This window comes from Aquimarina sp. MAR_2010_214, from assembly GCF_002846555.1.
In the GTDB taxonomy this organism is placed as follows: Bacteria; Bacteroidota; Bacteroidia; order Flavobacteriales; family Flavobacteriaceae; genus Aquimarina.
This window is the reverse complement of sequence record NZ_PJMS01000001.1, coordinates 216084-238425: the sequence shown is the minus strand read 5'-3', so window position 1 is coordinate 238425 and position 22342 is coordinate 216084. Positions and strand designations below refer to the sequence as shown.

The 22342-nt window shown below is 31.9% G+C and carries 25 protein-coding genes; 5 read left to right on the top strand and 20 right to left on the bottom strand.

Annotated elements, in window-relative coordinates; all coding sequences use genetic code 11:
• Positions 1-40 precede the first annotated feature (40 nt).
• Positions 41-1624 carry an aldehyde dehydrogenase (NADP(+)) gene (locus tag ATE84_RS01040; protein WP_101445077.1) on the bottom strand — a complete coding sequence of 528 codons (1584 nt, stop codon included), beginning with the start codon at positions 1622-1624 and terminating at the stop codon, positions 41-43.
• A gap of 74 nt (positions 1625-1698) precedes the next feature.
• Positions 1699-2625: a dihydrodipicolinate synthase family protein gene (locus tag ATE84_RS01035; RefSeq protein WP_101445075.1), complete on the bottom strand. Its 927-nt coding sequence runs from the start codon at positions 2623-2625 to the stop codon at positions 1699-1701.
• Between the two features lie 137 nt (positions 2626-2762).
• Between ATE84_RS01035 and ATE84_RS01030 the strand changes: the two genes are divergently transcribed.
• Positions 2763-3623, top strand: a complete 861-nt coding sequence (locus tag ATE84_RS01030; protein WP_101445074.1) for an AraC family transcriptional regulator — start codon at positions 2763-2765, stop codon at positions 3621-3623.
• Between the two features lie 12 nt (positions 3624-3635).
• On the opposite strand, the gene ATE84_RS01025 is transcribed toward ATE84_RS01030, so the two are convergent.
• The 13 genes from ATE84_RS01025 to ATE84_RS00965 form a co-directional block, all read right to left on the bottom strand.
• A complete protein-coding gene (locus ATE84_RS01025) occupies positions 3636-4847 on the bottom strand; it encodes a phytanoyl-CoA dioxygenase family protein (RefSeq protein WP_101445072.1) in 1212 nt (403 codons plus the stop codon).
• 33 nt (positions 4848-4880) lie between these two features.
• Positions 4881-5297 carry a DUF3995 domain-containing protein gene (locus ATE84_RS01020; RefSeq protein ID WP_101445071.1) on the bottom strand — a complete coding sequence of 139 codons (417 nt, stop codon included), beginning with the start codon at positions 5295-5297 and terminating at the stop codon, positions 4881-4883.
• Between the two features lie 88 nt (positions 5298-5385).
• Complete coding sequence (locus tag ATE84_RS01015; protein ID WP_101445069.1) at positions 5386-5751, bottom strand: cupin domain-containing protein; 366 nt, start codon at positions 5749-5751, stop codon at positions 5386-5388.
• A gap of 158 nt (positions 5752-5909) precedes the next feature.
• On the bottom strand, positions 5910-7679 hold the full coding sequence (locus tag ATE84_RS01010) for a DNA mismatch repair protein MutS (protein ID WP_101445068.1): 1770 nt from the start codon (positions 7677-7679) through the stop codon (positions 5910-5912).
• Positions 7680-7793: 114 nt separating this feature from the next.
• Positions 7794-8150 carry an MmcQ/YjbR family DNA-binding protein gene (locus ATE84_RS01005; protein WP_101445066.1) on the bottom strand — a complete coding sequence of 119 codons (357 nt, stop codon included), beginning with the start codon at positions 8148-8150 and terminating at the stop codon, positions 7794-7796.
• A gap of 3 nt (positions 8151-8153) precedes the next feature.
• A complete protein-coding gene (locus ATE84_RS01000; RefSeq protein ID WP_101445064.1) occupies positions 8154-8561 on the bottom strand; it encodes a GNAT family N-acetyltransferase in 408 nt (135 codons plus the stop codon).
• A gap of 6 nt (positions 8562-8567) precedes the next feature.
• Entirely contained in the window at positions 8568-9185 is a 618-nt protein-coding gene (locus tag ATE84_RS00995) for a DUF4230 domain-containing protein (protein ID WP_101445063.1), read from the bottom strand.
• A gap of 48 nt (positions 9186-9233) precedes the next feature.
• Positions 9234-9608 carry a hypothetical protein gene (locus ATE84_RS00990; RefSeq protein WP_101445061.1) on the bottom strand — a complete coding sequence of 125 codons (375 nt, stop codon included), beginning with the start codon at positions 9606-9608 and terminating at the stop codon, positions 9234-9236.
• 104 nt (positions 9609-9712) lie between these two features.
• The gene (locus ATE84_RS00985) at positions 9713-10069 is read right to left on the bottom strand and encodes a DUF4260 domain-containing protein (RefSeq protein ID WP_101445060.1); all 357 of its coding nucleotides are present in this window, start codon (positions 10067-10069) and stop codon (positions 9713-9715) included.
• A gap of 2 nt (positions 10070-10071) precedes the next feature.
• Positions 10072-10818: a cyclase family protein gene (locus ATE84_RS00980; protein WP_101445058.1), complete on the bottom strand. Its 747-nt coding sequence runs from the start codon at positions 10816-10818 to the stop codon at positions 10072-10074.
• 30 nt (positions 10819-10848) lie between these two features.
• The gene (gene hemW / locus ATE84_RS00975) at positions 10849-11985 is read right to left on the bottom strand and encodes a radical SAM family heme chaperone HemW (protein WP_101445057.1); all 1137 of its coding nucleotides are present in this window, start codon (positions 11983-11985) and stop codon (positions 10849-10851) included.
• 61 nt (positions 11986-12046) lie between these two features.
• Positions 12047-12604, bottom strand: a complete 558-nt coding sequence (gene ruvC, locus ATE84_RS00970; protein WP_074407176.1) for a crossover junction endodeoxyribonuclease RuvC — start codon at positions 12602-12604, stop codon at positions 12047-12049.
• Positions 12605-12658: 54 nt separating this feature from the next.
• Positions 12659-13138: a hypothetical protein gene (locus ATE84_RS00965; RefSeq protein ID WP_101445055.1), complete on the bottom strand. Its 480-nt coding sequence runs from the start codon at positions 13136-13138 to the stop codon at positions 12659-12661.
• 173 nt (positions 13139-13311) lie between these two features.
• On the opposite strand from ATE84_RS00965, the gene ATE84_RS00960 reads away from it, so the two are divergent.
• Positions 13312-13704: a hypothetical protein gene (locus tag ATE84_RS00960; RefSeq protein WP_101445054.1), complete on the top strand. Its 393-nt coding sequence runs from the start codon at positions 13312-13314 to the stop codon at positions 13702-13704.
• On the opposite strand, the gene ATE84_RS00955 is transcribed toward ATE84_RS00960, so the two are convergent.
• From ATE84_RS00955 to ATE84_RS00935, 5 genes are all read right to left on the bottom strand, one after another.
• Positions 13701-14699, bottom strand: coding sequence for an IS1595 family transposase (locus ATE84_RS00955; RefSeq protein ID WP_101444842.1), 999 nt, complete (start codon positions 14697-14699; stop codon positions 13701-13703). The genes ATE84_RS00960 and ATE84_RS00955 overlap by 4 nt on opposite strands.
• A gap of 231 nt (positions 14700-14930) precedes the next feature.
• Positions 14931-16100 carry a lipopolysaccharide assembly protein LapB gene (locus ATE84_RS00950; protein WP_101445052.1) on the bottom strand — a complete coding sequence of 390 codons (1170 nt, stop codon included), beginning with the start codon at positions 16098-16100 and terminating at the stop codon, positions 14931-14933.
• On the bottom strand, positions 16090-17727 hold the full coding sequence (locus tag ATE84_RS00945; RefSeq protein WP_101445051.1) for a M56 family metallopeptidase: 1638 nt from the start codon (positions 17725-17727) through the stop codon (positions 16090-16092). The genes ATE84_RS00950 and ATE84_RS00945 overlap by 11 nt, the downstream gene beginning before the upstream one ends.
• A 5-nt stretch (positions 17728-17732) precedes the next feature.
• On the bottom strand, positions 17733-18092 hold the full coding sequence (locus ATE84_RS00940; protein WP_101445049.1) for a BlaI/MecI/CopY family transcriptional regulator: 360 nt from the start codon (positions 18090-18092) through the stop codon (positions 17733-17735).
• A gap of 158 nt (positions 18093-18250) precedes the next feature.
• Positions 18251-18703, bottom strand: a complete 453-nt coding sequence (locus tag ATE84_RS00935) for a hypothetical protein (RefSeq protein ID WP_101445048.1) — start codon at positions 18701-18703, stop codon at positions 18251-18253.
• Positions 18704-19073: 370 nt separating this feature from the next.
• Between ATE84_RS00935 and ATE84_RS00930 the strand changes: the two genes are divergently transcribed.
• From ATE84_RS00930 to ATE84_RS00920, 3 genes are all read left to right on the top strand, one after another.
• Complete coding sequence (locus tag ATE84_RS00930) at positions 19074-19574, top strand: DUF456 domain-containing protein (protein ID WP_101445046.1); 501 nt, start codon at positions 19074-19076, stop codon at positions 19572-19574.
• Between the two features lie 774 nt (positions 19575-20348).
• Positions 20349-20843 carry an AraC family transcriptional regulator gene (locus ATE84_RS25955; RefSeq protein WP_158237147.1) on the top strand — a complete coding sequence of 165 codons (495 nt, stop codon included), beginning with the start codon at positions 20349-20351 and terminating at the stop codon, positions 20841-20843.
• Positions 20844-21016: 173 nt separating this feature from the next.
• Positions 21017-22105, top strand: coding sequence for an AraC family transcriptional regulator (locus tag ATE84_RS00920; RefSeq protein WP_101445043.1), 1089 nt, complete (start codon positions 21017-21019; stop codon positions 22103-22105).
• Positions 22106-22342: the final 237 nt, after the last annotated feature.

The following is a 22342-nucleotide window of genomic DNA, read 5'->3' as shown; positions in this document are numbered from 1 at the left end:
GATTGGGTATTCATTTCTTTATTGTTAATCATAGAAAAAATCAAATTTTGCGATCTGTCTGCTTACCATCAACTAATCTTAAAATGCCTAAAGGATTTTCATTTTTAAGTTCGATAGGTAGTAAATGATTAGGCCAGCTTTGATAACTAAATGGACGTACCCATCGTTTTATAGAATGAATACCAACTGCTGTAAATCTACTATCGGTCGAAGCAGGATAAGGACCTCCATGTAGCATAGAAGGACATACTTCTACTCCTGTTGGTACACCATTGAAGATGATTCTCCCCACTCTGTTTTGTAAAGCATCAATAACCGAATTGTATTGTAGTGCTTCCTCGTTTTCAGCAATAATTGTGCCTGTGAGCTGTCCTTCAAGATTATTAATTATAGCTTCTAATTGTTCTGTATCTTCACATTGTACAACCATCGAAAATGGCCCAAACACTTCTTGGTGCAAAGTTGTGTTTTCTAGAAATGTTTTCCCTTCAACTGTAGTAACTGTTTGCCGGGCATAATTTACAGCAATATCACTATCAAATTCAGCAGTGACAGATAATCCATTTTGTTGTAATACATTTGTTTTGTTTCTTTCAAAATTGCCAATAATATTGGGGTGCAACATACAAGAAGGTTCGATTTTCACTATTTCTTCAGAAAGTATTGTTATAAAATTGGTTAATGCTTCTCCTTTGATTCCTATTAGTAAACCTGGATTTGTACAAAACTGCCCAGCTCCTAATGTTATGGATTTTGCATAAGTTTTAGCTAGATCTGCCCCTTTGGTAGTTGTTGCCTTTGGTAAAAGAACTACTGGATTTATACTACCCATTTCTGCAAATACTGGGATTGGTTCTGGTCGTTTTGAAGCCAAATCAAATAGAGCTCTACCTCCATTAATACTTCCTGTAAAACCAACTGCTTTTACTTTAGGGTGTTTTACCAATTGAACACCTACTTCAATACCAGCACTATTAAGGTTAGAGAATACTCCATTTGGCATTCCTGTTTTTGTAGCAGCTTTAATAATTGCAGCAGAGATTAATTCTCCGGTTCCTGCATGCATAGGATGCGATTTTACAATCACGGGGCATCCAGCAGCAAACGCGGCAGCAGTATCACCACCAGCTGTAGAATAGGCTAAAGGAAAGTTACTTGCTCCAAAAACAACAACTGGCCCTAGAGGAACCAACAATTTGCGAATATCTTGTTTAGGAATAGGACTGCGTTCTAAATCAGCAGTGTCTATAGTAGCTTCTACCCATGAGCCTTCAGCAACCAGATTTGCAAATGTTCTTAATTGATTTATGGTTCTTCCTCGTTCGCCTTTTGCTCTTCCTTCTGGCAAACCAGTTTCTGATCGATATGTTTCTATTAGAAGATCGTCTAAAGTCAAAATTTCATCAGCAATTGCATGTAGAAATTCTGCCTTTTTAGGGCCAGAAATATTTCTAAAAATTTCGAAAGCTTCTGAAGCTAATAATACTGCTTTTTTGATTTCTTCTTCTGATGCTTCAAAAAATGTATGTTCATTTTCAATATTTAGCTTAGGGTTAAAAGTTGTGTAGGTTTTATTTCCTAAAGCCGAAAGCTGATTTCCTATATAGTTTTTGCCTGTGATCATGGTTTCAAATAATTTAATGTGAAAATAGATTAGTTTTTAATGAAAGAATAATGTCGTCATTATTACTTTTTTGATTAATCTATTAATTCAATGTTTTTGTATTCTGGTAGTTGAGGTCTCGTTCTTAAACCATTTTCAATGATTTCTAATACTTTTTTACGTTCATTTCCAACAAGTGGTAACCTGGGAGGACGCACATGTTCTGTACCGATTCCGGTAGCTACTTCTGCCAGTTTTATATTTTGTACTAATTTAGAATTTATGTCTAACTCCAGCAAAGGTAAAAACCAGCGATATATTGCTATAGCTTCTTTTATTCGACCAGCTTTTTGAAGTTCATAAATAGCTACAGTTTCTTTTGGGAAAGCATCTACTAATCCCGCGACCCAGCCATCGGCGCCCATTAGTAAACTCTCGAGAGCTAATGTGTCTACACCACTCATGATTTTTAGCCTATCACCAAAGCGATTTTTAATTCGTGTTACATTAGAAATATCTCTTGTAGATTCTTTTACTGCCTGTATATTATCCAGTGCTAATAACTCTTCAAACATATCTAGAGAGACCTCTATCTTATAGTCAACAGGGTTGTTATAAATCATTATAGGTAGGTCTGTGCTTTTAGCTATCTCTTTAAAATAAACTACAGTTTCTCGATCCCCTGCGTTATAACGCATTGGTGGCAGTATCATCAAACCACTGGCACCATCTTCTTTTGCTTTTTTGGCTGCTTCAACAGCTCCCTTTGTAGTTTGTTCTGCAATATTAATGATAACCGGAACTTTGTTTTTAACAATATCAACTGTAGTTCTAACTAAAATTCTTTTTTCGTCATTACTCAATGTACTTGCTTCACCTAAAGTACCGCCAAGTATAATTCCGTGAACCCCAGCTTTAAGTTGTGCATTGATATTAATTCCGAACATTTTTAAGTCTAGTGTGTCCTCTTTAGTGAATTTTGTAGTCACTGCAGGCATTACACCTTTCCAATCTATTACCATATTTTAAGTTTTATTCAAAGATATCAGGAAACCGATGAAAGATACACCGAGAAATTACCTATATATGATACTATATTACCCTTTATTGTTAATATATGCATAATTATGATTAATATTGATTTATAGATGACTTAGAAATGAAAGCATTACCTTTTAAAATACCAAAATCTTCAACAGACACTTTAATCGTTCAGGAAGATAAGGAAATTGTCTTTTATGATAAATTTCATCAACATGAGGAGATACAAATATCCATTATAATATCGGGGGAAGGAAGTTTAATTGTTGGAGATACAATAACCGATTACAAGGCCAATGATATTTTGATTTTTGGGAGTAATGTTCCTCATGTATTAAAGAGTGCTTTTTCTTCTGTAGAGTCTTATATGATTTCTCTTTTTTTTACTAAAGAATCTTTTGGGAATCTATTTTTTAATCTTCCAGAATTTAATGATTTCTCTAGTTTTTTTAGAAACTCGGTATATGGAATCAAGGTATTTTCTAAAAAGGAAAAATTAAAAAAACAGTTTCTTAAAATTGTTGAAAAGAAAGAAAAACTTGATCGTTTTACTATTTTTCTAAAGATTCTAAAAATACTGAAAACATCAAAAACCGAAACGATATCTTCATTTATTTCAAAAAGGGGGTATACTGATAATGAAGGAAAAAGAATGGCTAAGGTTTTTCAAGCAGTAATGGATGAGTATTATAGGGATTTTTCTTTAAAAGAAGTTGCTGATTTGACTAATATGACTCCTAATGCTTTTTGCAGATATTTTAAGCAACGAACCAATAAAACTTTTTTTCAATTTTTGATTGAAGTACGGATCGAGAATGCTTGCAGATTACTATCTAGAGAATTGGATATTACTATTTCTGAAGTTTCCTATCGTAGTGGTTTTAAGAATCTTTCTAACTTCAATAGAAAATTTAAGCAAATAAAGAGAATGACTCCTTCTGATTATAAAAAAAGAGTACATGAACCTAGTTTTAGTTGATTTTAATATTTTTCAGGATGAGGGATATTTTGCTATTGCATTATTGGTTTTTGAATGTTTAGGATTGCCAGACACAGGAATAGAAGGTTCTTTATGTACGTTATATGGGATACCACCACTTTTGGTTGGTAATACAGAAGTTGATTCATGTTTGAAAATATGAACATCTGATCGAGTGTATCTTCCTATCAGAGCTAAACGCACATGATCATCAGAAGTATTTGCATAAGATGCATGAGTGTTTAAAGAAGTAAAAATGATTGCCTCTCCTGCTTTCATTTCTAGATCTCTTATAACAACATTATCAAAAAGAGATGGATTTTCCTTTTTTATTTTTTCGAACACCAATTGCGCTTTTTTGAAATTACCTGTAGTATACCAAATGGTTTTTAAAGTTTTAGTAATTTCTGAGTAGGGTAGAGACATTAGATAACCGGATAAATCACCCTGAATATTTGTTGCAATTCTTTCAAAACGCCCATCTCTAAAAGAGCCTTCTATCATACGTAAGCATCCTGTTTCTTTATTAGTGTCTCGCAAAGCAATCCATACAGATAATTGTGCAATAGCAGGATGTGTATGACGGGTGGGTTCTAATTTTGGTTTTTCATCAGATTCTCGAAAAGTACCAGTTTGATGCCAAAATGTACCTTCTTGACCTGGTTTTTTTTCAAAGAATTGGGACCTCCAGCATAGTAAATCATCTCCTAAAATGCTCTGAAGAGGCTGTGATAATTTTGGATGCACCAAAACATCCCATAGTCTTTTGTATTTTGATCCCTGAAAAAACCCCAGATAATTAATGGAGTAATCTTCCGAAGCTTTTAGCGAACTCAAAATATCCTCACCAAATATGGTGGTTTTGTGAAAGTGATTTTTAAATAAATCATCACTTTCATTTGCAAGATTTTCGGCTTTCTTAGTGTCTAATACACGAAATGGTCCATGAATACCACTATCCATGAATTTATTTATTTCTGATTGTGTGAGATAGTGGCCTTCGAATTCTTCTTTTCTTTTACTGCCCAATACATTGAATTCTCCTAAATCCTCATCAAGATTTGCTAATAAATTAAAATTCTTTCCAAATAAGAACCTGATAGGTTTAATGATAAATTTAAGTATGGTGATAAAAACAGCAGCTGCATGTACTTTCAATTTCTTAAACGAACTTAGCTTTGTCTTTGTCCAGTAGTCATCTAGGCTTTCATAGCCTTCCATCATAAAATTACCTTTTGTGTTCACTTGGTTATGTTATTATGTCGCTGCTATTATCAATCCGATTAATCCAATGATTAGACATAAAGGAGAAAATAATTTGGTATCTAATTTGCCAAATTTGGTATGTTTTACTTTTTTTAAAAAACCAACATATTTAAGGTCCCCAAAAGCTCTTAACATAAAAATAGAAGGGATAATCCATTTTACATATTTCAAAATCCATTCGGGTAAATCATAATCAATAAGTCCTGATTTGAGTACATAAAAAAAAGCAAAAGCAATAAGACCGAATCCAACAATTGCACTATCAATTTTTTTAGGATTTAATATGCGTTCACCACTTTCCTTAGTTGGTAATGAGGCTTCAAATCCAAATGTCCCTCCTGCAACCCAATTAAAATGAATAATCCCCAGAATAAAAAAGATAAAACTTAACAATATTGTTAATATCATTGGTATTGATTAATTACATTCTATTAGCTAAAAGATATATTATATCTAGACATCAATTATAAATTATTTTACAATTAAAATAGATTTTTCATGATTCTAATTGTTGCTCGTCAATATTTTTGGTGATTTCAGATTTTACTTTTCCTGTATGAGCTGTTGTTTTGTTTTCTATGAGCATAATTTTGCATTCTTCTATTGAAGAAACCCTGTGATTAACTCCACGTTTTACAATAAACAGATCCCCTTGATTCATAGTAAAAGAATCTTGTCCTTCTATTTCAAAAAGGAGACTTCCTTCAACAATATAGAAGAGTTCATCTTCATGTTCATGGCTGTGCCAAGGTACTTTATCTCCTTTTATTTTCGCTAACTTAACATAGGTGTCATTGACTTCTCCAATTATTTTTGGAGAGAAATAACCTTTAATGTCTTTAAATTTTTCTGTTAGTTTCATATATACTATTGATTTAGAGTAGTATGGTTATCATTACTAGTGATCATTTTTTGCAGTAACTATAATAAGGGCTTCAATTACGACATAATTCTTAATTTTAAGATTCTGATATGATTTCTGTATGTTACATTCTATTAGACCAAGATACTGTATCCTAATTATACAATTCCCATCTTTTTTAACAGGAATGAGGCATTCATGTTTTGACAAACCCCATCTTTAAATTTATAATCAAAATATAGTTCATCATTTACAATTTGAGCATCAAAAAAACGATTTTCTACCTGTGGTAGTTCTGATGCAATTTCACATAGACTTAAATCATGTGTTGCTATAATGCCTGTTGCTTTTGCTTTAACTAGTTTTTCTACAAATTTACGTGATCCAGCTGCTTTATCTTTACTATTAGTACCTTTTAGAATCTCATCGAGGATAATAAAGTACTCATCTTTTTCGAGGGCATTTACAATTTTTTTAAGCTGTGTTAATTCTGAAAAGAAATAAGAGGCATCGTCGCTTAATGAATCTGATGTTCTCATACTACTAATCAATTTGATAGGGCGATACTCACATGATTTTGCACAAATAGGCAGCCCTATGTTAGCCATCACAATTTGTAAAGCAACGGTACGCAAAAAAGTACTTTTTCCAGCCATATTGGCTCCGGTGATGATTAAAAACTGTTCGTTGTCTATAGTAATATCATTATCTATTCTTTTATGAGTATTAAGCATTGGGTGACCTAATTCTTTGGCTTTTAGTATACTATTGCCTGATGTTATCTTAGGGTATACATAATCGGGATGATTAAAAGTAAAATTACCGAGGGAGTTATAAGCATCAAAAAAGGCAATAACTCCAAACCATTGTGCTACTTTTTCATGGTTTTTGGTGATCCATTTTTCGATACGATAACTCTGTAGAATATCCCATAGCATTAATCCATTGGCCAAAACACCAAACATCATATTATTGCGCTGATCAAAGGCATTAAGAATACTGGCAAAATGCTTTAGAGTTTGTGAGGCTTTTTCTTGTTCGCTGATTACCAATTGCTGCTTTTCTTGTAATAAGGCAGCTTCAAAATTAGCATTTTCAATTTTATCGACTAGCTTATAATACTGTTCAAAAGTATCTTTTACTCTATTAGCATTGCTATATAGTTTATTGATCTTCTTAAGTTGTGTTCCGGTTATGCCCAGGCCAATAAAAAACCAAACCAAAAACATAGCAAAAGTGATCATTTCTAAGAATAGTAGTGTTAACAATATCAGAGAAATGCCAGATACTATTGCAGGAAGTATGCGCATAATTTTAGGGACAAAAGTGGTATAGTTTTGCAACCATTTTTGTATCGAAGAAACTGAAATACTTACATTAACCAGTGATGCAATGGCACTAAATTCTTGTCGCCATTTTGGGAGTTTTGATATATTTTTTATTGCTTCTTGTTTTTTCTCGATATAGTCAATTGCATTAGCACTAAGTATAGTTGCTAGTTTGTTTTTTCCGGCCAGAGTAGTTGTTCTATTGGTATATTGAAAAAAAGATTGCTCTCCAAACAGGTCGATATCATGACTATAAGGATGTGTAGTGTCGATATACTCTTTTCCTGGAGTAAGATCACTGACATCACCTTTAAAAACATTAAGCTCGAGTGTATTGATGTCAATTAGTTTTTGTAGTTTATTTTTAGAATAAGAGAGATCGGTGTGCCGGTTTACTAAGAATATAAAAGCAGCAATCCCGATCACAATACTTCCGATAATAATTTGAGTATTAGGATATCCAAAATATATTCCGGCTATGATAGCTAAAAAAACAAAAAGACGTATGGTACTTGAAAGTGCCAATTGTTTCTTTACTTTTTTTAATGATATTGTATGAAGAGAAATTTGCTCTTTATAAAATTGTTGAGGATTGTTCATTTTTTACTTATCAAATGAGAATATTGAAAATCTCTCTTTAAAAAGGATTGAGGACACAAAATCTTCTTATTATCCTTAGAGAAGGTAATCAATGGTTCTACTATTTTTTTATTATTAAAGATCTTCTAATTCTTGTTTTATTTTTTTGGTCAGACCGCTTACTACTAAATCATAAGAGTGATTGATCAATTCGATTATCATATTAGTAGGTAAACCACCAGAAAAGTTAACAGTATTCCAATGTTTTTTACTCATATGATATCCTGGAGTTATTTCTGGGTGATATTCACGAAGTTCGATAGCATGATCAGGATCACATTTTAGGTTTACACTAAACGGTATTCGTTGTAATCCTGTTAAAGCAAACATTTTCCCCATTACTTTAAAAACCAAAGTGCTTTCATCAAAAGGAAATTCTTCTGTAACTCCTTTTTTTGACAAACAATATTCTCTGAATGCTTCGATGTTCATTTTTTATTTAGTTACGAGTTTTTTCATAAGTTTGGTAGGGTCATCAATAGCTTTGAATCCAAATTTTTGATATAGCGTATGAGCATCTTTTGTGGCCAGCATCCATGTTTTAATGCAATTAAGATCTGAGTGTTCCATAATTGTATTCATCAATAGTTTTGAGTATCCGTTTCCCCGATATTCTTCTATAATAAATACATCCATTATATATCCAAAGATTATATAATCTGTTAATATGCGTGCAAATCCAATCTGTTTTCCATCAAGATACACACCAAAGGCTAAGGTGTTTTTTATACTGATCATTACTTCTTCTTTGGTTCTGCCCGATGCCCAGTATGAGTGAGTTAAAAACTCATGGATAAAGTTAAGATCTAATTTTTCTTTATCGGTAGAAATAACTATACTCATCGTTCTTTATTCTAACTGTTTTGTATCTTGATTATTGTCATCTATTTTTAAAGCAGAGTAATCTAATGTCCACCCAATAGATTCTGCGAGAGTTTCCATAAGTGAAATAGCTGTCAGGGCTTCCTTTTTCGCAGATTCCATAAGTCCACTTTGCGGTATTTTATCTTTTATAAATTGCTTAGCCTCTTTATTAAGGTCTGTAAGGTCACCAGAGGTAAATGGGTTTAGCCAGCCTTCTTTTTTGTCATAGTATTTAAAATCAGTTTCTATAGTTAAGAGTTTTGGCTGCGGAAAATGAGTAAGGATAATTTGTTTTTTTTTGGTATCACTTTCTAATGTTATTTGGGATAAATCAAATCCTACATACGCTTTGGCTTCGATAATAATTAATGCTTTTTTGGTTCCAGATAGTAATTTGAAGAACTTTTCTTTTACACTTTCATAATGGTAGATTTCAGCAAAATCACCTTCAACAGTAACCAACTTGCAAACATTTTTAATTTTTTCTTTAAGTACAACAGATTGTGTTCGTACAGATGATTTATTTTTTGCGGCAGTAAACCTTGCAAAAATGAAATAAGCTACAATAGCTCCCCCTAAAAGTCCAATAAACAATAACTCCATGGCGTAAAGATATGAAGAATATCGTTTCAGAAAATAGCGGTATTTATATTAATTTGGTACTAGAGAAAATCCTTCTTTAATCAAACGATCGACATGAGTTTTGTCTACTTTTATAGTAATTGTAGGACCAGAACATATCTCACAGGCTTGGCACATTACCACATCTTTTGGGGTGATGTTTTCGAAATTTCTAAGCTTGATATTTAGGTCTTTAAGGTAATTGCGAACTTTATTTTCTAAAGTGTTTCCTTCTGAATGTAACCAAGGTTCTTTACATTGTTTAGGTGTTATTTTAAGTTTTACCAAATCAGTATTGAGATTTGGTTCTTTGGTATTACCACCAGAACAGGAGAATGAAAAAGAAGCAAATAAAAACAGAAGACTAAAAATTTTTGATGTGCAAGAGAATGGTGTTGTTTTCATGAATTTAGAACTTTTGATGTATTATCTAGATGTAATAGTATCAAAAAAGTTGTCTTTGGGGATTGTTATATTTTAGTTAAAATCATAAAAGGAATAACTTTATTCTAATCCTTTTTGCCTATTTCACCTAGATGTGTGAATTTGAACCCTTTTTCATATTTCAAGCCGTATCCCAGAATTCTGTCGAAAGCAGTGTGCGAAAAAAGAATAATTCCAGAAAGTAGTAATAGTTCATTAGAGATGTATACTCCAATAATATAAATCAAAACTGCTATCCCTTTATGATGAAATGTATTATAACTTAATGCTCCAACTCTATTATTTATAATGTATCCTAACATTCCGATATCGGGTAGGAGGAATAAAGCCAAAAATAACCACCAAGGATAGGATAGTAAACTAAATAAATAGATTCCTAATCCAAGCATTGCAATTTCTTCGAGCTTTAGGGTTGTTTTCATTTTTACAGCATTTTATACAAAACAGGTTTACTTGGTGAAGCATCGTTTACAAAGGATGCTATCTGAAGATTAAGAAGATATTGCCCGTCTGATATTTTGGTGTCGACATAAATCATTTCTGTGATGGTGGCATTATGCCGTGTTGCTTCAGGATACCCCCAGAAGGCTTTATGGGCCAGTAATTTTCCATCATCTTTTTCTTTATCGACCGATGGTAGATCAATGAGGAGATGTTCTATGTTCAATTTTTTGATGTATCTAGCAGCTTCTTCTGTAAGATAAGGCCAGTTGGTATTAGAGTAGTGTTTGTTGCATTTACTTTCGGTATTAGGAAGCGTTCTTATAATTAATGCTTCTGGTTGTACAGAAGTTATTGCAGTTTCGATATGATCTTTAGTAATTATATGATCTTCTCCTTGTTTTTTTGGTTGAACTGAAATTACTTCAGCAATAAAGAAAAATTGTTTTAGCGCATCATTAATACTATAAAATTCGGGAGTGATATGGCCAACGCATTCAGTATGGGTACCATGGCCATGAGGGTTAAAATAAATATTATTAAAGTTGGTTGAAGCACCTTCGGATACTTTTCCGATCCATTCACCATCAGTTACAGGCTCAATTCTGGGGCCATCGATATACCAGGCATTTACATTTTCTTGTGATGCTCTTAAAGGAATGGATATATCTAACGGTTTTGAAAGATCAATTTTGTAAGACTGATTATTGTGTTCTATTATTGTGATCATATGTTCTTCCAACTATTTTTAGGGAGAAAATCACTCTAAATTTAGTAAGAAAAGATCACTTGCAATACCATCACTTAAAAACTTTCCTTTTTTGGTTACAAATAATGTATCACCATCTAAAAATAAAAGATGAGTATCGATATGTTTTTGAGCTTGTTTGAGAAGGTATTCTTTATATTTTTCTCCAAAATCTTTTTCTATTTTTTGCAAGGATACTCCCCAAATAGTACGTAATCCTGTCATAATATATTCATTGTAGGTATCGGTAATAGTTAAGTCTTCAATCTCTCTGGGGAGTAGATTTTGCTGTAACGCTTTGATATATTTTACATTGTTATTAATGTTCCAACTTCGTTGTTTTCCGTTATAGGAATGTGCAGAGGGTCCAATACCCAGATAGCGTTTCCCTTGCCAGTATGCCGTATTATTTTTACTGAAGTATCCGGGTTTACCAAAATTGGATAATTCATAATGTATAAACCCTTCGTTTTCTAGAGACTCTACAAGGATTTCAAAGTGTTTTTGTGCCAAGCTATCATCAATCGAAGGGATTTTTCCTTTTTCGATCAATTTTGGTAATGCGGTGTTAGGTTCTACCGTTAAGGCATAGCAGGAAATATGTGGAGCTTTAAAATCTAATGCTAATTGTATATTTTGTTTCCATCGATCTATCGACATATTTGGGATACCATAAATCAAGTCTATTGAAATATTCTCAAAGTAGCGAGTCGCCAGAGAGAGGCATTTTTTAGCTTCTTTGGCATTATGAGCACGATTCATCATTTTGAGATCTTCTTCAAAGAAAGATTGGATACCTATACTCAAACGATTTACGTTACTTTTGGCTAACAATTCTATTTTCTCTTCGGTAAGATCATCTGGATTGGCTTCGATTGTAATTTCTGCTTTGTCAGCAACTTGATAATATTTGTAAACCACATCTATAATACGCTGTAACTCATCTATAGATAGCACAGTTGGTGTACCACCACCAAAATATATGGTTTTGATGGTTTCATTGCTATTGACTCCTGGTTTTCGTAATTTAATTTCATTGCATAGCGCAGTAATCATTTCATCTTTTTTCTTCATCGAAGTCGAAAAATGAAAATCACAATAGTGGCAAGCTTGCTTGCAAAAAGGAATATGAATATAGATACCGCTAATATTGTTAGATTTTAGAATTAGAATTTATGAATTTGAAATCGTCAAAAACTATAATTTGTAGTTACTTTTTCACTCGTTTCTCATTCTGTTTTACAAAAGCTGCCCAACCTGTATAACTTTTACCTACGATATCGGCTCGACCCATATTATAAAAATGGCATACCGCTGCAGCAAGACCATCGGTAGAATCCAGGTTTTTAGGAAGTGTTTTGAGCTGTAAGAGGTTTTGTAACATTTTGGCTACCTGTTCTTTACTTGCATTACCATTACCGGTAATTGCCATTTTTATTTTTTTTGGAGAATACTCTGTGATAGGCACTTCCCGGCTAAGTCCTGCTGCCATGGCCACTCCTTGGGCTCTCCCCAGTTTAAGCATTGATTGTACATTTTTACCAAAAAAAGGAGCTTCTATCGCAATTTCATCAGGGTGATAGGTATCGATAAGTTCTACCGTACGTTCAAAAATAAGTTTTAGCTTTAAATAATGATCATCATACTTCCCGAGTTGAAGCTCATTTAATTGCAGAAAAGACATTTTTTTATTTTGAACTTTAATAAGTCCAAATCCCATAATTGTGGTTCCGGGATCAATACCTAGTATAATTTTTTCGTTACTCAAAAGAAAGGATATGTTTTATACTACAAAACTACGCAATTAAGAATAAGTACTGCTTTAATCGATATGTATTACCAAAGGAAGTTTATATAACGTGGTAACTGGTGTACTACGTGTATGGGCAGGTTTAACCTTTGGAAGAGAGCTGATACTTTTCTTTAAACTATCTTTTAGATTCGGGATTTGTACTTCTATATCATGTGGTAATCTAAAATCTTCGAGTATGATTTCTCCCTCATTGGTTATGAGTAAAGGAACCCAAATAGTATCATTAACAGCTTCTTTTACGGTAATGGTATGTTTTATAAGGTAGTTATATATATGCTGTGTGATTGTATTCTGAAAGCATTGTTCTAGTTCTTCTTCGGATTTTTGTTTACAAACTTCGAATAGAGGAGGTTGCTCTACCTCATTCCAGTTTAGTTTCTCTAACCCTTCTTTTATGATATCGTCTTTATGCTCTTTTTTAAGCACAAAATCTTTACAAGAAAATAACGTAAAAACTAATAGACCTATATACCAATTCCTTACACTCATTATGCGTAGACTATTTCGGATAGCCAAACTACATAAATTTTTTTAGAGAGAGAAGTATTAGTTGTATTCACTATTTGATATTTGACATTAGTGTTTTTTTAACATTAAGAGAATAGGGTGATTTAAAGAAACACTGTTGTGTTAGTATTAAATGTTTAATTAAAATCACACAAATGAAAAGTATTTCAAAAAATTTAATTGCAGGAGTAGTATTTGCAGTAGCTTCTTCAACTTCTTTAATCGCACAATGTACTGTGAGTACACCATGTGGAGAATACACGGTAGCTGATTGTGTACAAAGTTCATCAAAAGTAGTTACTTCTGGTAACTCAACTGCTACAGTTAGCTCTAATTCATCTTCTGTTTCTGTTTCTTCATCTACTTCAAATGGGGTAACTTCAACAGAGATTTATGTAAACGGGAAATTGTATAAAAAAGTTACCTGTGAGGCAACAGAGAGTACTCCTGTGAAAATAAAACCTTTTACGTTTCCAAGTTTTGGAGATTTCTTTAAAGGATTTTCATTTCCTTCCTTTCCATCATTTCCTTCTTTTAAGTTTGGCTAAGTTCTAAAAAGCATATTATTTACTACTATGTTTTTAAATTCCATCCAGGCAGTATTGGAAGCAAAGGCTATAGCTGCTACGGTTGCCATTTTACTGGTTGAATTTTTTATTTTTTCTAAGACTAAAAACCAATTCAGATAATTCTGAAGGTATTTTGTTGCCACTCCATTGAAGGGCTCCATAAATTTCCTTAGACGCATATCCATATTATTCACATTTTGTACGTGATATATTTTGTCAACAGCTCTTTGACCCTTCGAAGCATTAAATTTTTTGTGTGCTACCTTCTTGTCTTTTGCAAATGCAGTATAGCTTCTGTGACTGTCGCTACAAAGGGTTTCTACTTTAGCCAACTTCCCTTGTAATATAGTCTCCAAGTCACTTTTACTAATGCGACCTCTGGTAGCTACTTTGAAATCTTTGTTCCCTGATCGGTCACAACTGGCTATCACAGCTACTTTTTCATTACTGAGACCAGCTTTACTTGCCTTTGCGCCACGTTTTCTAGCAGGACGATCCAAATTTCGATTCCCTTTTTCAGAGTAAGCAAAGAAAAGATCATCACTCTCTAGGATTCCTTGGAATTCATCCACACTTACGCTCCCAAAGGAGACAAGTAATTTGTGCCTCCAATCAAAAGAAGTCTGAATAGAAATCCCTGTTTCTTTGGCACTCTTGCGAATACTATATCCAGAGAGTAAACAGAATAAATAACGATTAACTTTGTCTTTCTTCTTGAGGTTGTACCAGAACTTACCGGTAGTTTCACTAAAGTTTTTATGACAAGTATTACAAACATAGCGCTGTACTCCTTTGAGCTTACCATTAGCCTTAATTTTATTGCACTTACAATGAGGACAGCTTATGGCTTTACTCTGATTGCTATCAATCAGGGCTGAACCCTCAGTAGAGATCTCCAATAATGTGGAAACAATTTCTGATTGAACCAAAGCCGATGAACTAATGAAAAAATCTCTAAAATCTTCTGGTATCATTTCTCCGTTTTTATAAAGTAAAGATAAAACATATTCTAATTAGAACTTAGCCTTAAGTTTTAAATAACTTTTAAGAAAATAGTTCTATAGATACTATCTATAGTGGCTATGTAAAAGAGCTCGGCAATCCCACCATATGTCGAGCTCTTTATGATTTTGTATGCAATTTTAATAGGTTAAAGATAGGTTGGTATCTGGTTTTGCATGGTCGAGGTGCATGATTTTTATGCATTAATTGTTTTTGGTTTTATTTTGGATTTCTTCTTCCAATTGAACTATTCTTTTTTTGACAATCATATTGAAATAATTTTTTTTATCAGTGCCAAACTTTTGTAGATAAGTGTTATAGTATTTTATTTTGATTTCAGGATCTTGATAGTGAGCATCTGCAAACATCGCTAATTGGTAATGAGCTCTATCATTCTTTGGGTCTTCTTTAATTGCTAGTTTGGCATACTGTATCGCTTTTTTCCATTTTTCCTGAAAACGATATATCAATGCAATAGAAAGAAGATCTTCTTCTATGGGAATATCTTTTAATTCGAGTGCTTTTTTGTAATATTCTAATGCATTATCATATTTTTCGAGTTGTTGATAAGCATATCCCAGTAATGAATATGTGTTCGGGGATTTGTTATTATATTTTAGTACCTCATTAAAATGAGAAATTGCCTTTTTATATTCATAGGTTTTGCTATAACACAATCCTAGTTTAGAATGGATAAATTCACTTTCCTGATTTAGTTCAAGCAGTTTTTGAAAATACGGAAGTGCGGTATCATAATCTTTACGAAATAAGAAATTCTGTCCCAAAACACTTATGAGTTCAACATTTTCAGGATATGAACGTAGACCTAGATTTGCAGTTTTTAGAACCATGTCATAATTTCTCTTTTTCAAGTAGTTTTTAGAGATTTCAAAACAGCTTTTTTGATGTGTATTGTCTAGTCGAAAAGCTTCTTTAAAATAAGAGATCGCTAGTGTATCTTTTTGTCTTTTTTTTATTACCCCTAATCGATATTGAAAATCAGGGTTGTTTGGGTACCTTGAAACAAGGTCTGTGTATATGCTATCTGCTTTTTTTAGTTTACCGGTGATCATTAATAATTTGGCGTACTCTAATTTTACAGAAGCTGTAGGGTTCGTACTTTTTAATACCTGTTTGTAATACGATAGTGCATCTGTATAGGTTCCTTTGGCTCTATGCGATTTTGCGATTTGTAATAGTGTGTATTGATCTTTAGGTACTATTTCCTGATACTTTTTAATCGCATTAGAGTAATCTCCAAAACTATATAAACTATCAGCTATGGTCAAGGCAGAAGACTGAGCTTTGACTTGAATGATTAAACAAAATACTAGTAGTAATGATAGAACTGTACGTTTTTTTTTATTTACCATTTATTCGTTGGATGTATAGATCTTCATTATATTTTCCATTCATATTCGAATCAAGCATTTTTTTAGCTTCTTCCTGAGTATCGTATTTTTCGAGATACATATAAAAATATCCGTCTTTTGGGTTTTTAAAGAATTTCGGATTAAACCCTCTTGTTTTTAATTCTTGTAGACGCTTATCCAAATATTTTTTATGTTTAAAAATATTAGTAATCATATAGTATCCTGGTTTAGCAATATATTTCTTATCATCGAGAAGTGTTTCTTCTAGTACTTTATTCTCTTTATTATTAGGTATTGGTTTTTTGGTTTTTTCACTTTTATCCTCTTTTATTTGGATTATAATGGGTAATGAATATAAAACGGCTACTTTTTTACCTTCATATTCTCCTGGGATCATTGGTGGTATTGAACTAACCACTCTTTTGGCTTCGATTTCAAGAGCAGCAGCAGGTCCACGAGCATTAACATCAGTGATTGTTCCTGTATTGTCAATTTTAAAACGAACGTATATACGATTTATACCTGGTTTTGCATATGGTTGTATAGCTTTTATGTTAAAATTGGTATTTACAAATTTCTTGATCTCGTCAGACACACATTTTCTCATTTGACTCTTATCAGTGATCTCTTTACAAGTTTTTGTTGTAGGGATTTTATCGATTTCGGTAAATGGAATTCCTTTTTTAATACTGTCAAAAGGGATTTGTTTTTTTACTTGTAATTGCTTTGTTTCTTTTATGATCGATGTTGTAATTTGTTCTTTTTCAGAAAAAGAAGTAAAGATTAACATGAGAGCCAGTACAGGTATAGTGGCTAGATATTTATATTTAGCGATCGATTGTGATTGTGATTTTTGTAACATCATGATTCGTTTTTTAAGTAATGAGTGATCATAAAATTGATTGATAAATTTTATGTTTTCTGTGTCAAAAACAGTAGTTAATAGTTGTTCGTAGTATTTTCTCTTTCCTAGTATTTTAATGCTTTTTGCATCTGCAATAAATTCGTGAAGCGTGTTTGTCTTAGATTGATACACATATACTAGCGGATTAAACCAAAAGATAATTTTTAAAAATTCAAACCATAATAAATCTAAAGAATGCTTTTCCTTGAGGTGAATAATTTCATGAGTGATAATCTGTTCTTTTTCTACATCTGATATTTGATCTCCCAAGTATATTGTGTTCCAAAATGAGAAAGCATCTTTACTACTTACTAATGTGTATACAGTATAATTTTCTATGCGATTAAAACCTGAACACTTTTTTAATAGCCTAAGTTTTATAATTTTCCGGATGAATAAAATGAGCATAAAAAAGACTCCAATTCCATAACATAGCTGCCACCAATTTATATTTCCTGTTGGATCCGAAATGTATAATGCAGAAAGGGTTTCGACTTCGGTTTGTTGTCCTATAAATACTGTTGGTAGCTGAAAGATATATTCTTCAGGGATGTTTTCTCGTATACTTTTGATTTTTATAAAGGGCAAAATAAAAGAAAGTACAGAGGTGCTTAACAAGTACAATCTGTTTAAAGAGAAGAACGTATCTTTTTTATGAAACACATCATAAAGCACTAAAAATAAGATTTGAAAAAAGACAGTTTGTAGTAGGTAGTAGAGCATAATTTCTATTTTTCGTTATCTACTTCTTTTAAAATCTGTTCCAGGTCTTCGATATTCATATCATTCTTTTTTACAAAAAAAGAAACCATATTCCTAAAAGAGCCATTAAAATAATTGTTCATCAACTTGTTAAGAGATTGATTACTATATTCTTCTTTTTTTATAAGAGGGAAGTAGATATAGCCTTTACCTTCTTTACGATGAGAAACAAATGCTTTATTTTCGAGGATTCTGATGATTGTAGAAATGGTGTTGTATGCAGGTTTGGGTTCTGCCATTTGCTCAATAATAGAAGCAACATTGGCTTCTTCTAGTTGCCATAACCATTGCATTACTTCTTCTTCTGCTTTTGTGAGTTGTTTCATCTATTTGCTGTTGTGTTTTATTTCCGCAAAGGCGAGAATAATTTAACTAAAAACTTAGTTCTATAAAACAAATATAACTAAAAAATTAGTTTAAACTAATTTTTTAGTTGAAAAGAATTAAAGAGATAACTGCGCGTTTAATAAAATAGGATTCAGAATTAATCGTTACCGGTTATTCTTTTTTGTGAAGATAGGTTGACTTCTGTTGTTTGTACTTCAAACACAATAAGTAGAGTGTATACGTTTTCAAAAACTTCTTTCTTTTCTGAAGAAGTCTTTTCAAATCTTGGAATTATATATGGAAGAGATTGCAGTGTTTTTATGGCTTCTAGTTCTAACTCCATAGATGATGACTTTGCCTTGATGTCGATGATCCGACCAATTGGATCAATTTTAAATCGGGTATAAATTCGGTTGGTGCCTGGTTTTGCATAGGGTGTTACAGATGCAATATCGTAATTGGCATCCACAAATTCTTGTATGGCATTAATGATACAGTTTTTTCTTACTCGTTCATTGGTAGAATTCTTACATTTTAGAAAAGGGTTATCTTGAGAAAAAGATGAAGAAAATATCATTAATCCGAAAGATAATACTAAAAAAGAACGCATAATTTTTTGGGTAGTTTTAAATCAATTAATGGTTTATTTGTATTTGTTCGAGCAAAAAAATAAAATAAATATGTATTAAAGTACATATGAAAGCATTAATCGCTAAAACACATAGTTAATTGATATTTGCGTAACAAATCAGAAACATTATCGTCATATAAATAAAGCCCGTTGTGCATTTTAAAACTAATACTATAAAAAAGCGTCAATTCGAGTGTTTTGTCGTAATGAAATGAAGACAAAATGTATTGAGAATAGCTTTTTTAACCAAAATCCTATTCTCGATACACTTCTTCCTACGGTCGAAGCACTCGAATTGACGGATTTTGGTTAAGAAATTATCTAAATGCACAACAGGTAAATAAAGCATATGGATATAGCGTTAATCATTATAGGGTTTTTATTTTGCCTCCTAGGTTTAGTTGGGAGTTTTCTTCCTGTATTACCTGGTCCATTTACTTCGTGGATAGGATTATTGATTATCCATTTTACAGATGCAATCCCACAAAATTGGACTTTTTTAGGAATTACGTTAGGGATATCTATAGTGGTTTGGGTACTTGATTATATCGTTCCCGCTCTAGGTACAAAAAGATTTGGCGGTACCAAGTATGGAATGATCGGTAGCTCTGTTGGTCTTATTATAGGGATTCTATTTATGGGACCTTTAGGTATTATAATCGGCCCTTTTGCAGGAGCTTTTATAGGAGAACTTATAAGAGATAGTAGTGAATCTTCAAAAGCATTAAAGGCTGCCTTTGGTTCTTTTATTGGCTTTTTGGCAGGTACATTTCTTAAGTTTATAGTATCAGTAGGGTTCCTGATATTCTTTTTTGTAAAAGTATGGGAAAGTTGGGGAGAACTGTTTTAAATTCTTACATCTATAGCATAGCTTTCTTAACAATAATCTTGATGATAATATCTCCATATACTGGTTATCTATACATATAAGGTATGCAAAAGGTGTATTACAGGTTTCACTGCATATTTGGTATAAATTTTGTGAAAAAAATAAGTATTTTGCAAAAACAAACTCAAACTCAACTTTTTTATGGATACGCTATTTATTTTCTTTTTAGTCCTGGGTGTACAATCCCTAATAGTTGCTTTAATTTTGCTTTTTTATAAATCCAAAAAACAAAAGGTAAATAGGTATTTAGGTTTTTTTTTCATTTTTCTTAGTATAGAATTATTCAGCTACGTTTTGATGCGAAATACGGATCAATATATAGCATCTTATAATCCTTTTAGATTTAATTTTTTAAATATAATTTTTATTTATTTCTATACTGTAGAGACTGCAGGTATTAAAATCAAGAATAAGTATCGATATTATATTTCTGGTATATTAGAATTCCTTATTCTGTCTTTGATTTTTGTTAAAGTAAATAATACCCCGGATTTAGTATATTCTCGTAATACTATAATATTTTTGTATTCTTATATCATTTCTTGCACGGCTTTTGTTGCATATATGTGTATAAGAATACTACTTGTTATTAAGGATCATACTACTTTTTTGCCCTTCTTTTACACAGATACAAGATATAAATCTCTGTTATGGTTAAAGATATTCTGTATTATATTTATTATTTATCATATAATGGCATTAGCATCTGTAATTGTTTTATCGGAATTTAAGTATATGACAACTATATCTGATGGTTTGTCTTTATTGTTATTATATTATTTTACCATAGGAAGTTTAATACAAATTAACATTGTTAATATCACATCTGAAAGTGAGGTAAAATCATCAAAACGTAAACAAGAAGAAAATAAGGAAATTTATAGACGGGTTTCTAAAGCAATAGAGCGATGTATGGTAGAGGAAAAAGCTTTTTTGGATCATGATATGACATTAAAAACTTTTGCAAAAAGAGCGGGAGAGTCGAGTCGTCTTATTTCTAAAACTATTAATGAGATGGAGTATAAGAACTTTAACTTGTATCTTAATCATTACAGAGTTGAAGAATTTAAAATGCTTATAGGATCAGAGAAGTATCAAAAATATAGCAATACAGCATTAGCTAAGGAGGCTGGGTTTAATTCGAGAGCTTCTTTTTATAAAAACTTTAAAGATATTGTAGGGATTTCTCCTTCAGATTATTTTGAGAGTTTAAATCAGGATACCATATAGGTTTTTATGATGGTTAGTACTTTTAAAAAAAAGTATTAACCAATATATCATGCATTCTTTCGTTTAATGCACAAGGCATGAATGTGAAAAAAAATCAAAAAATCATATATATTTAGGTTTTTTTAGTTCAAAAAATCATTTTTTTTTAACGCATCAATTTTTTTTAAAAAATAATGGATACTTTATTTATATTCTATTTGGCTCTAGGAATACAATCCTTGATCGTTGCCTTAATCTTACTTTTCTATAAATCCAAAAAACCAAAAATAAATAGGTATTTGGGATTTTTCTTTATCTCTCTTTGTATTGAATTGCTAAGTTTTGTGTTATTATGGGATATGGACGAACTATTCAAATCGTATAATCCATTTACATTCAATTTTTTGAATATGGTCTTCGTTTTTTTCTATGCTACAGAGACTGCGGGTATTGAGATTAAGAATAAGTATCGATATTATATTCCCGCAATACTAGAATTCCTTGTTTTTTCTATACTCCTTATAAAAGTAATTGGAAACCCAGATCTTGCACAGTCTATAGAGTATGTCTTGTTTTTATATTTTGATTTGCTTTCTTCTACTATTTTTATAATCTATATGTGTGTGAGAACGATACTGGTAGTCAAGGATCACAATAAGTTTTTACCTTTCTTTTATACTGATGTAAAATATAAATCTTTAGTATGGTTAGCTGTATTCTGTATGATATTCATTGGTTATCATTTAATTGCATTTGGTGCTGTGATTACTTCGTTTGAAGGTGAGTATATACGATTTGTGCTTGATGGTTTGGCTTTATTATTATTGTATTACTTTACAATAGGAAGTTTGATACAAATTAACATTGTTAATATCACATCTGAAAGTGAGGTAAAATTATCAAGACGTAAACAAGAAGAAAGTAAGGAAGTGTATGAGCGGGTTTCAAAAGAAATAGAGAGGCATATGGTAGATGAAAGAGCGTTTCTGGATCAGGATTTGACGTTAAAAACTTTTGCAAAAAGAGTAGGAGTGTCAAGCCGTATCATTTCTAAGACTATTAACGAAATGAAGTATAAGAACTTTAATATGTATCTTAATCATTACCGAGTCGAAGAATTTAAAGCACTTATCGAATCTGAGAAATATCAAAAATATAGTAATACTGCATTAGCAAAAGAAGCTGGGTTTAATTCAAGAGCTTCTTTTTATAAAAACTTTAAAGATATTGCCGGTATTTCTCCTTCAGATTATTTTGAAAGCCTAAATTCTGATATTATTTAGTTTTAAATAGGATTGACTAATAGGTAATAGATTTATAAAATGTGAGATACATGTAGTGATCAGAATCCTAAACTAAAATAGTTGACCCTATGAGAATATTTTGGCGTTGTCTTAGTGTTGTTTAAAATACAATATCTTAAAGTGGTTAACTTAAGTAAAGTATAAAAATAGAATCGCCCAGAAATACTTCCAGGCGATTCATTGTTGCTAAATCTAATCGAGATAAGAGAGTTAGCT

What these genes read in the sequence shown, in the direction of transcription:
- ATE84_RS00955 (WP_101444842.1), bottom strand. Translation starts at nt 14,699, where the DNA reads ATGATACCAGAAGATTTTAGAGATTTTTTCATTAGTTCATCGGCTTTG.
- ATE84_RS01005 (WP_101445066.1), bottom strand. Translation starts at nt 8,150, where the DNA reads ATGAACATCGAAGCATTCAGAGAATATTGTTTGTCAAAAAAAGGAGTT.
- ATE84_RS00930 (WP_101445046.1), top strand. Translation starts at nt 19,074, where the DNA reads ATGGATATAGCGTTAATCATTATAGGGTTTTTATTTTGCCTCCTAGGT.
- ATE84_RS25955 (WP_158237147.1), top strand. Translation starts at nt 20,349, where the DNA reads ATGACAACTATATCTGATGGTTTGTCTTTATTGTTATTATATTATTTT.
- ATE84_RS00995 (WP_101445063.1), bottom strand. Translation starts at nt 9,185, where the DNA reads ATGGAGTTATTGTTTATTGGACTTTTAGGGGGAGCTATTGTAGCTTAT.
- ATE84_RS01010 (WP_101445068.1), bottom strand. Translation starts at nt 7,679, where the DNA reads ATGAACAATCCTCAACAATTTTATAAAGAGCAAATTTCTCTTCATACA.
- ATE84_RS00920 (WP_101445043.1), top strand. Translation starts at nt 21,017, where the DNA reads ATGGATACTTTATTTATATTCTATTTGGCTCTAGGAATACAATCCTTG.
- ATE84_RS00945 (WP_101445051.1), bottom strand. Translation starts at nt 17,727, where the DNA reads ATGCTCTACTACCTACTACAAACTGTCTTTTTTCAAATCTTATTTTTA.
- ATE84_RS00960 (WP_101445054.1), top strand. Translation starts at nt 13,312, where the DNA reads ATGAAAAGTATTTCAAAAAATTTAATTGCAGGAGTAGTATTTGCAGTA.
- ATE84_RS00980 (WP_101445058.1), bottom strand. Translation starts at nt 10,818, where the DNA reads ATGATCACAATAATAGAACACAATAATCAGTCTTACAAAATTGATCTT.
- ATE84_RS01030 (WP_101445074.1), top strand. Translation starts at nt 2,763, where the DNA reads ATGAAAGCATTACCTTTTAAAATACCAAAATCTTCAACAGACACTTTA.
- ATE84_RS00985 (WP_101445060.1), bottom strand. Translation starts at nt 10,069, where the DNA reads ATGAAAACAACCCTAAAGCTCGAAGAAATTGCAATGCTTGGATTAGGA.
- ATE84_RS00950 (WP_101445052.1), bottom strand. Translation starts at nt 16,100, where the DNA reads ATGGTAAATAAAAAAAAACGTACAGTTCTATCATTACTACTAGTATTT.
- ATE84_RS00940 (WP_101445049.1), bottom strand. Translation starts at nt 18,092, where the DNA reads ATGAAACAACTCACAAAAGCAGAAGAAGAAGTAATGCAATGGTTATGG.
- ATE84_RS01040 (WP_101445077.1), bottom strand. Translation starts at nt 1,624, where the DNA reads ATGATCACAGGCAAAAACTATATAGGAAATCAGCTTTCGGCTTTAGGA.
- ATE84_RS00935 (WP_101445048.1), bottom strand. Translation starts at nt 18,703, where the DNA reads ATGCGTTCTTTTTTAGTATTATCTTTCGGATTAATGATATTTTCTTCA.
- ATE84_RS00990 (WP_101445061.1), bottom strand. Translation starts at nt 9,608, where the DNA reads ATGAAAACAACACCATTCTCTTGCACATCAAAAATTTTTAGTCTTCTG.
- ATE84_RS01015 (WP_101445069.1), bottom strand. Translation starts at nt 5,751, where the DNA reads ATGAAACTAACAGAAAAATTTAAAGACATTAAAGGTTATTTCTCTCCA.
- ATE84_RS00965 (WP_101445055.1), bottom strand. Translation starts at nt 13,138, where the DNA reads ATGAGTGTAAGGAATTGGTATATAGGTCTATTAGTTTTTACGTTATTT.
- ATE84_RS01020 (WP_101445071.1), bottom strand. Translation starts at nt 5,297, where the DNA reads ATGATATTAACAATATTGTTAAGTTTTATCTTTTTTATTCTGGGGATT.
- ATE84_RS01025 (WP_101445072.1), bottom strand. Translation starts at nt 4,847, where the DNA reads ATGATGGAAGGCTATGAAAGCCTAGATGACTACTGGACAAAGACAAAG.
- ATE84_RS01035 (WP_101445075.1), bottom strand. Translation starts at nt 2,625, where the DNA reads ATGGTAATAGATTGGAAAGGTGTAATGCCTGCAGTGACTACAAAATTC.
- ATE84_RS01000 (WP_101445064.1), bottom strand. Translation starts at nt 8,561, where the DNA reads ATGAGTATAGTTATTTCTACCGATAAAGAAAAATTAGATCTTAACTTT.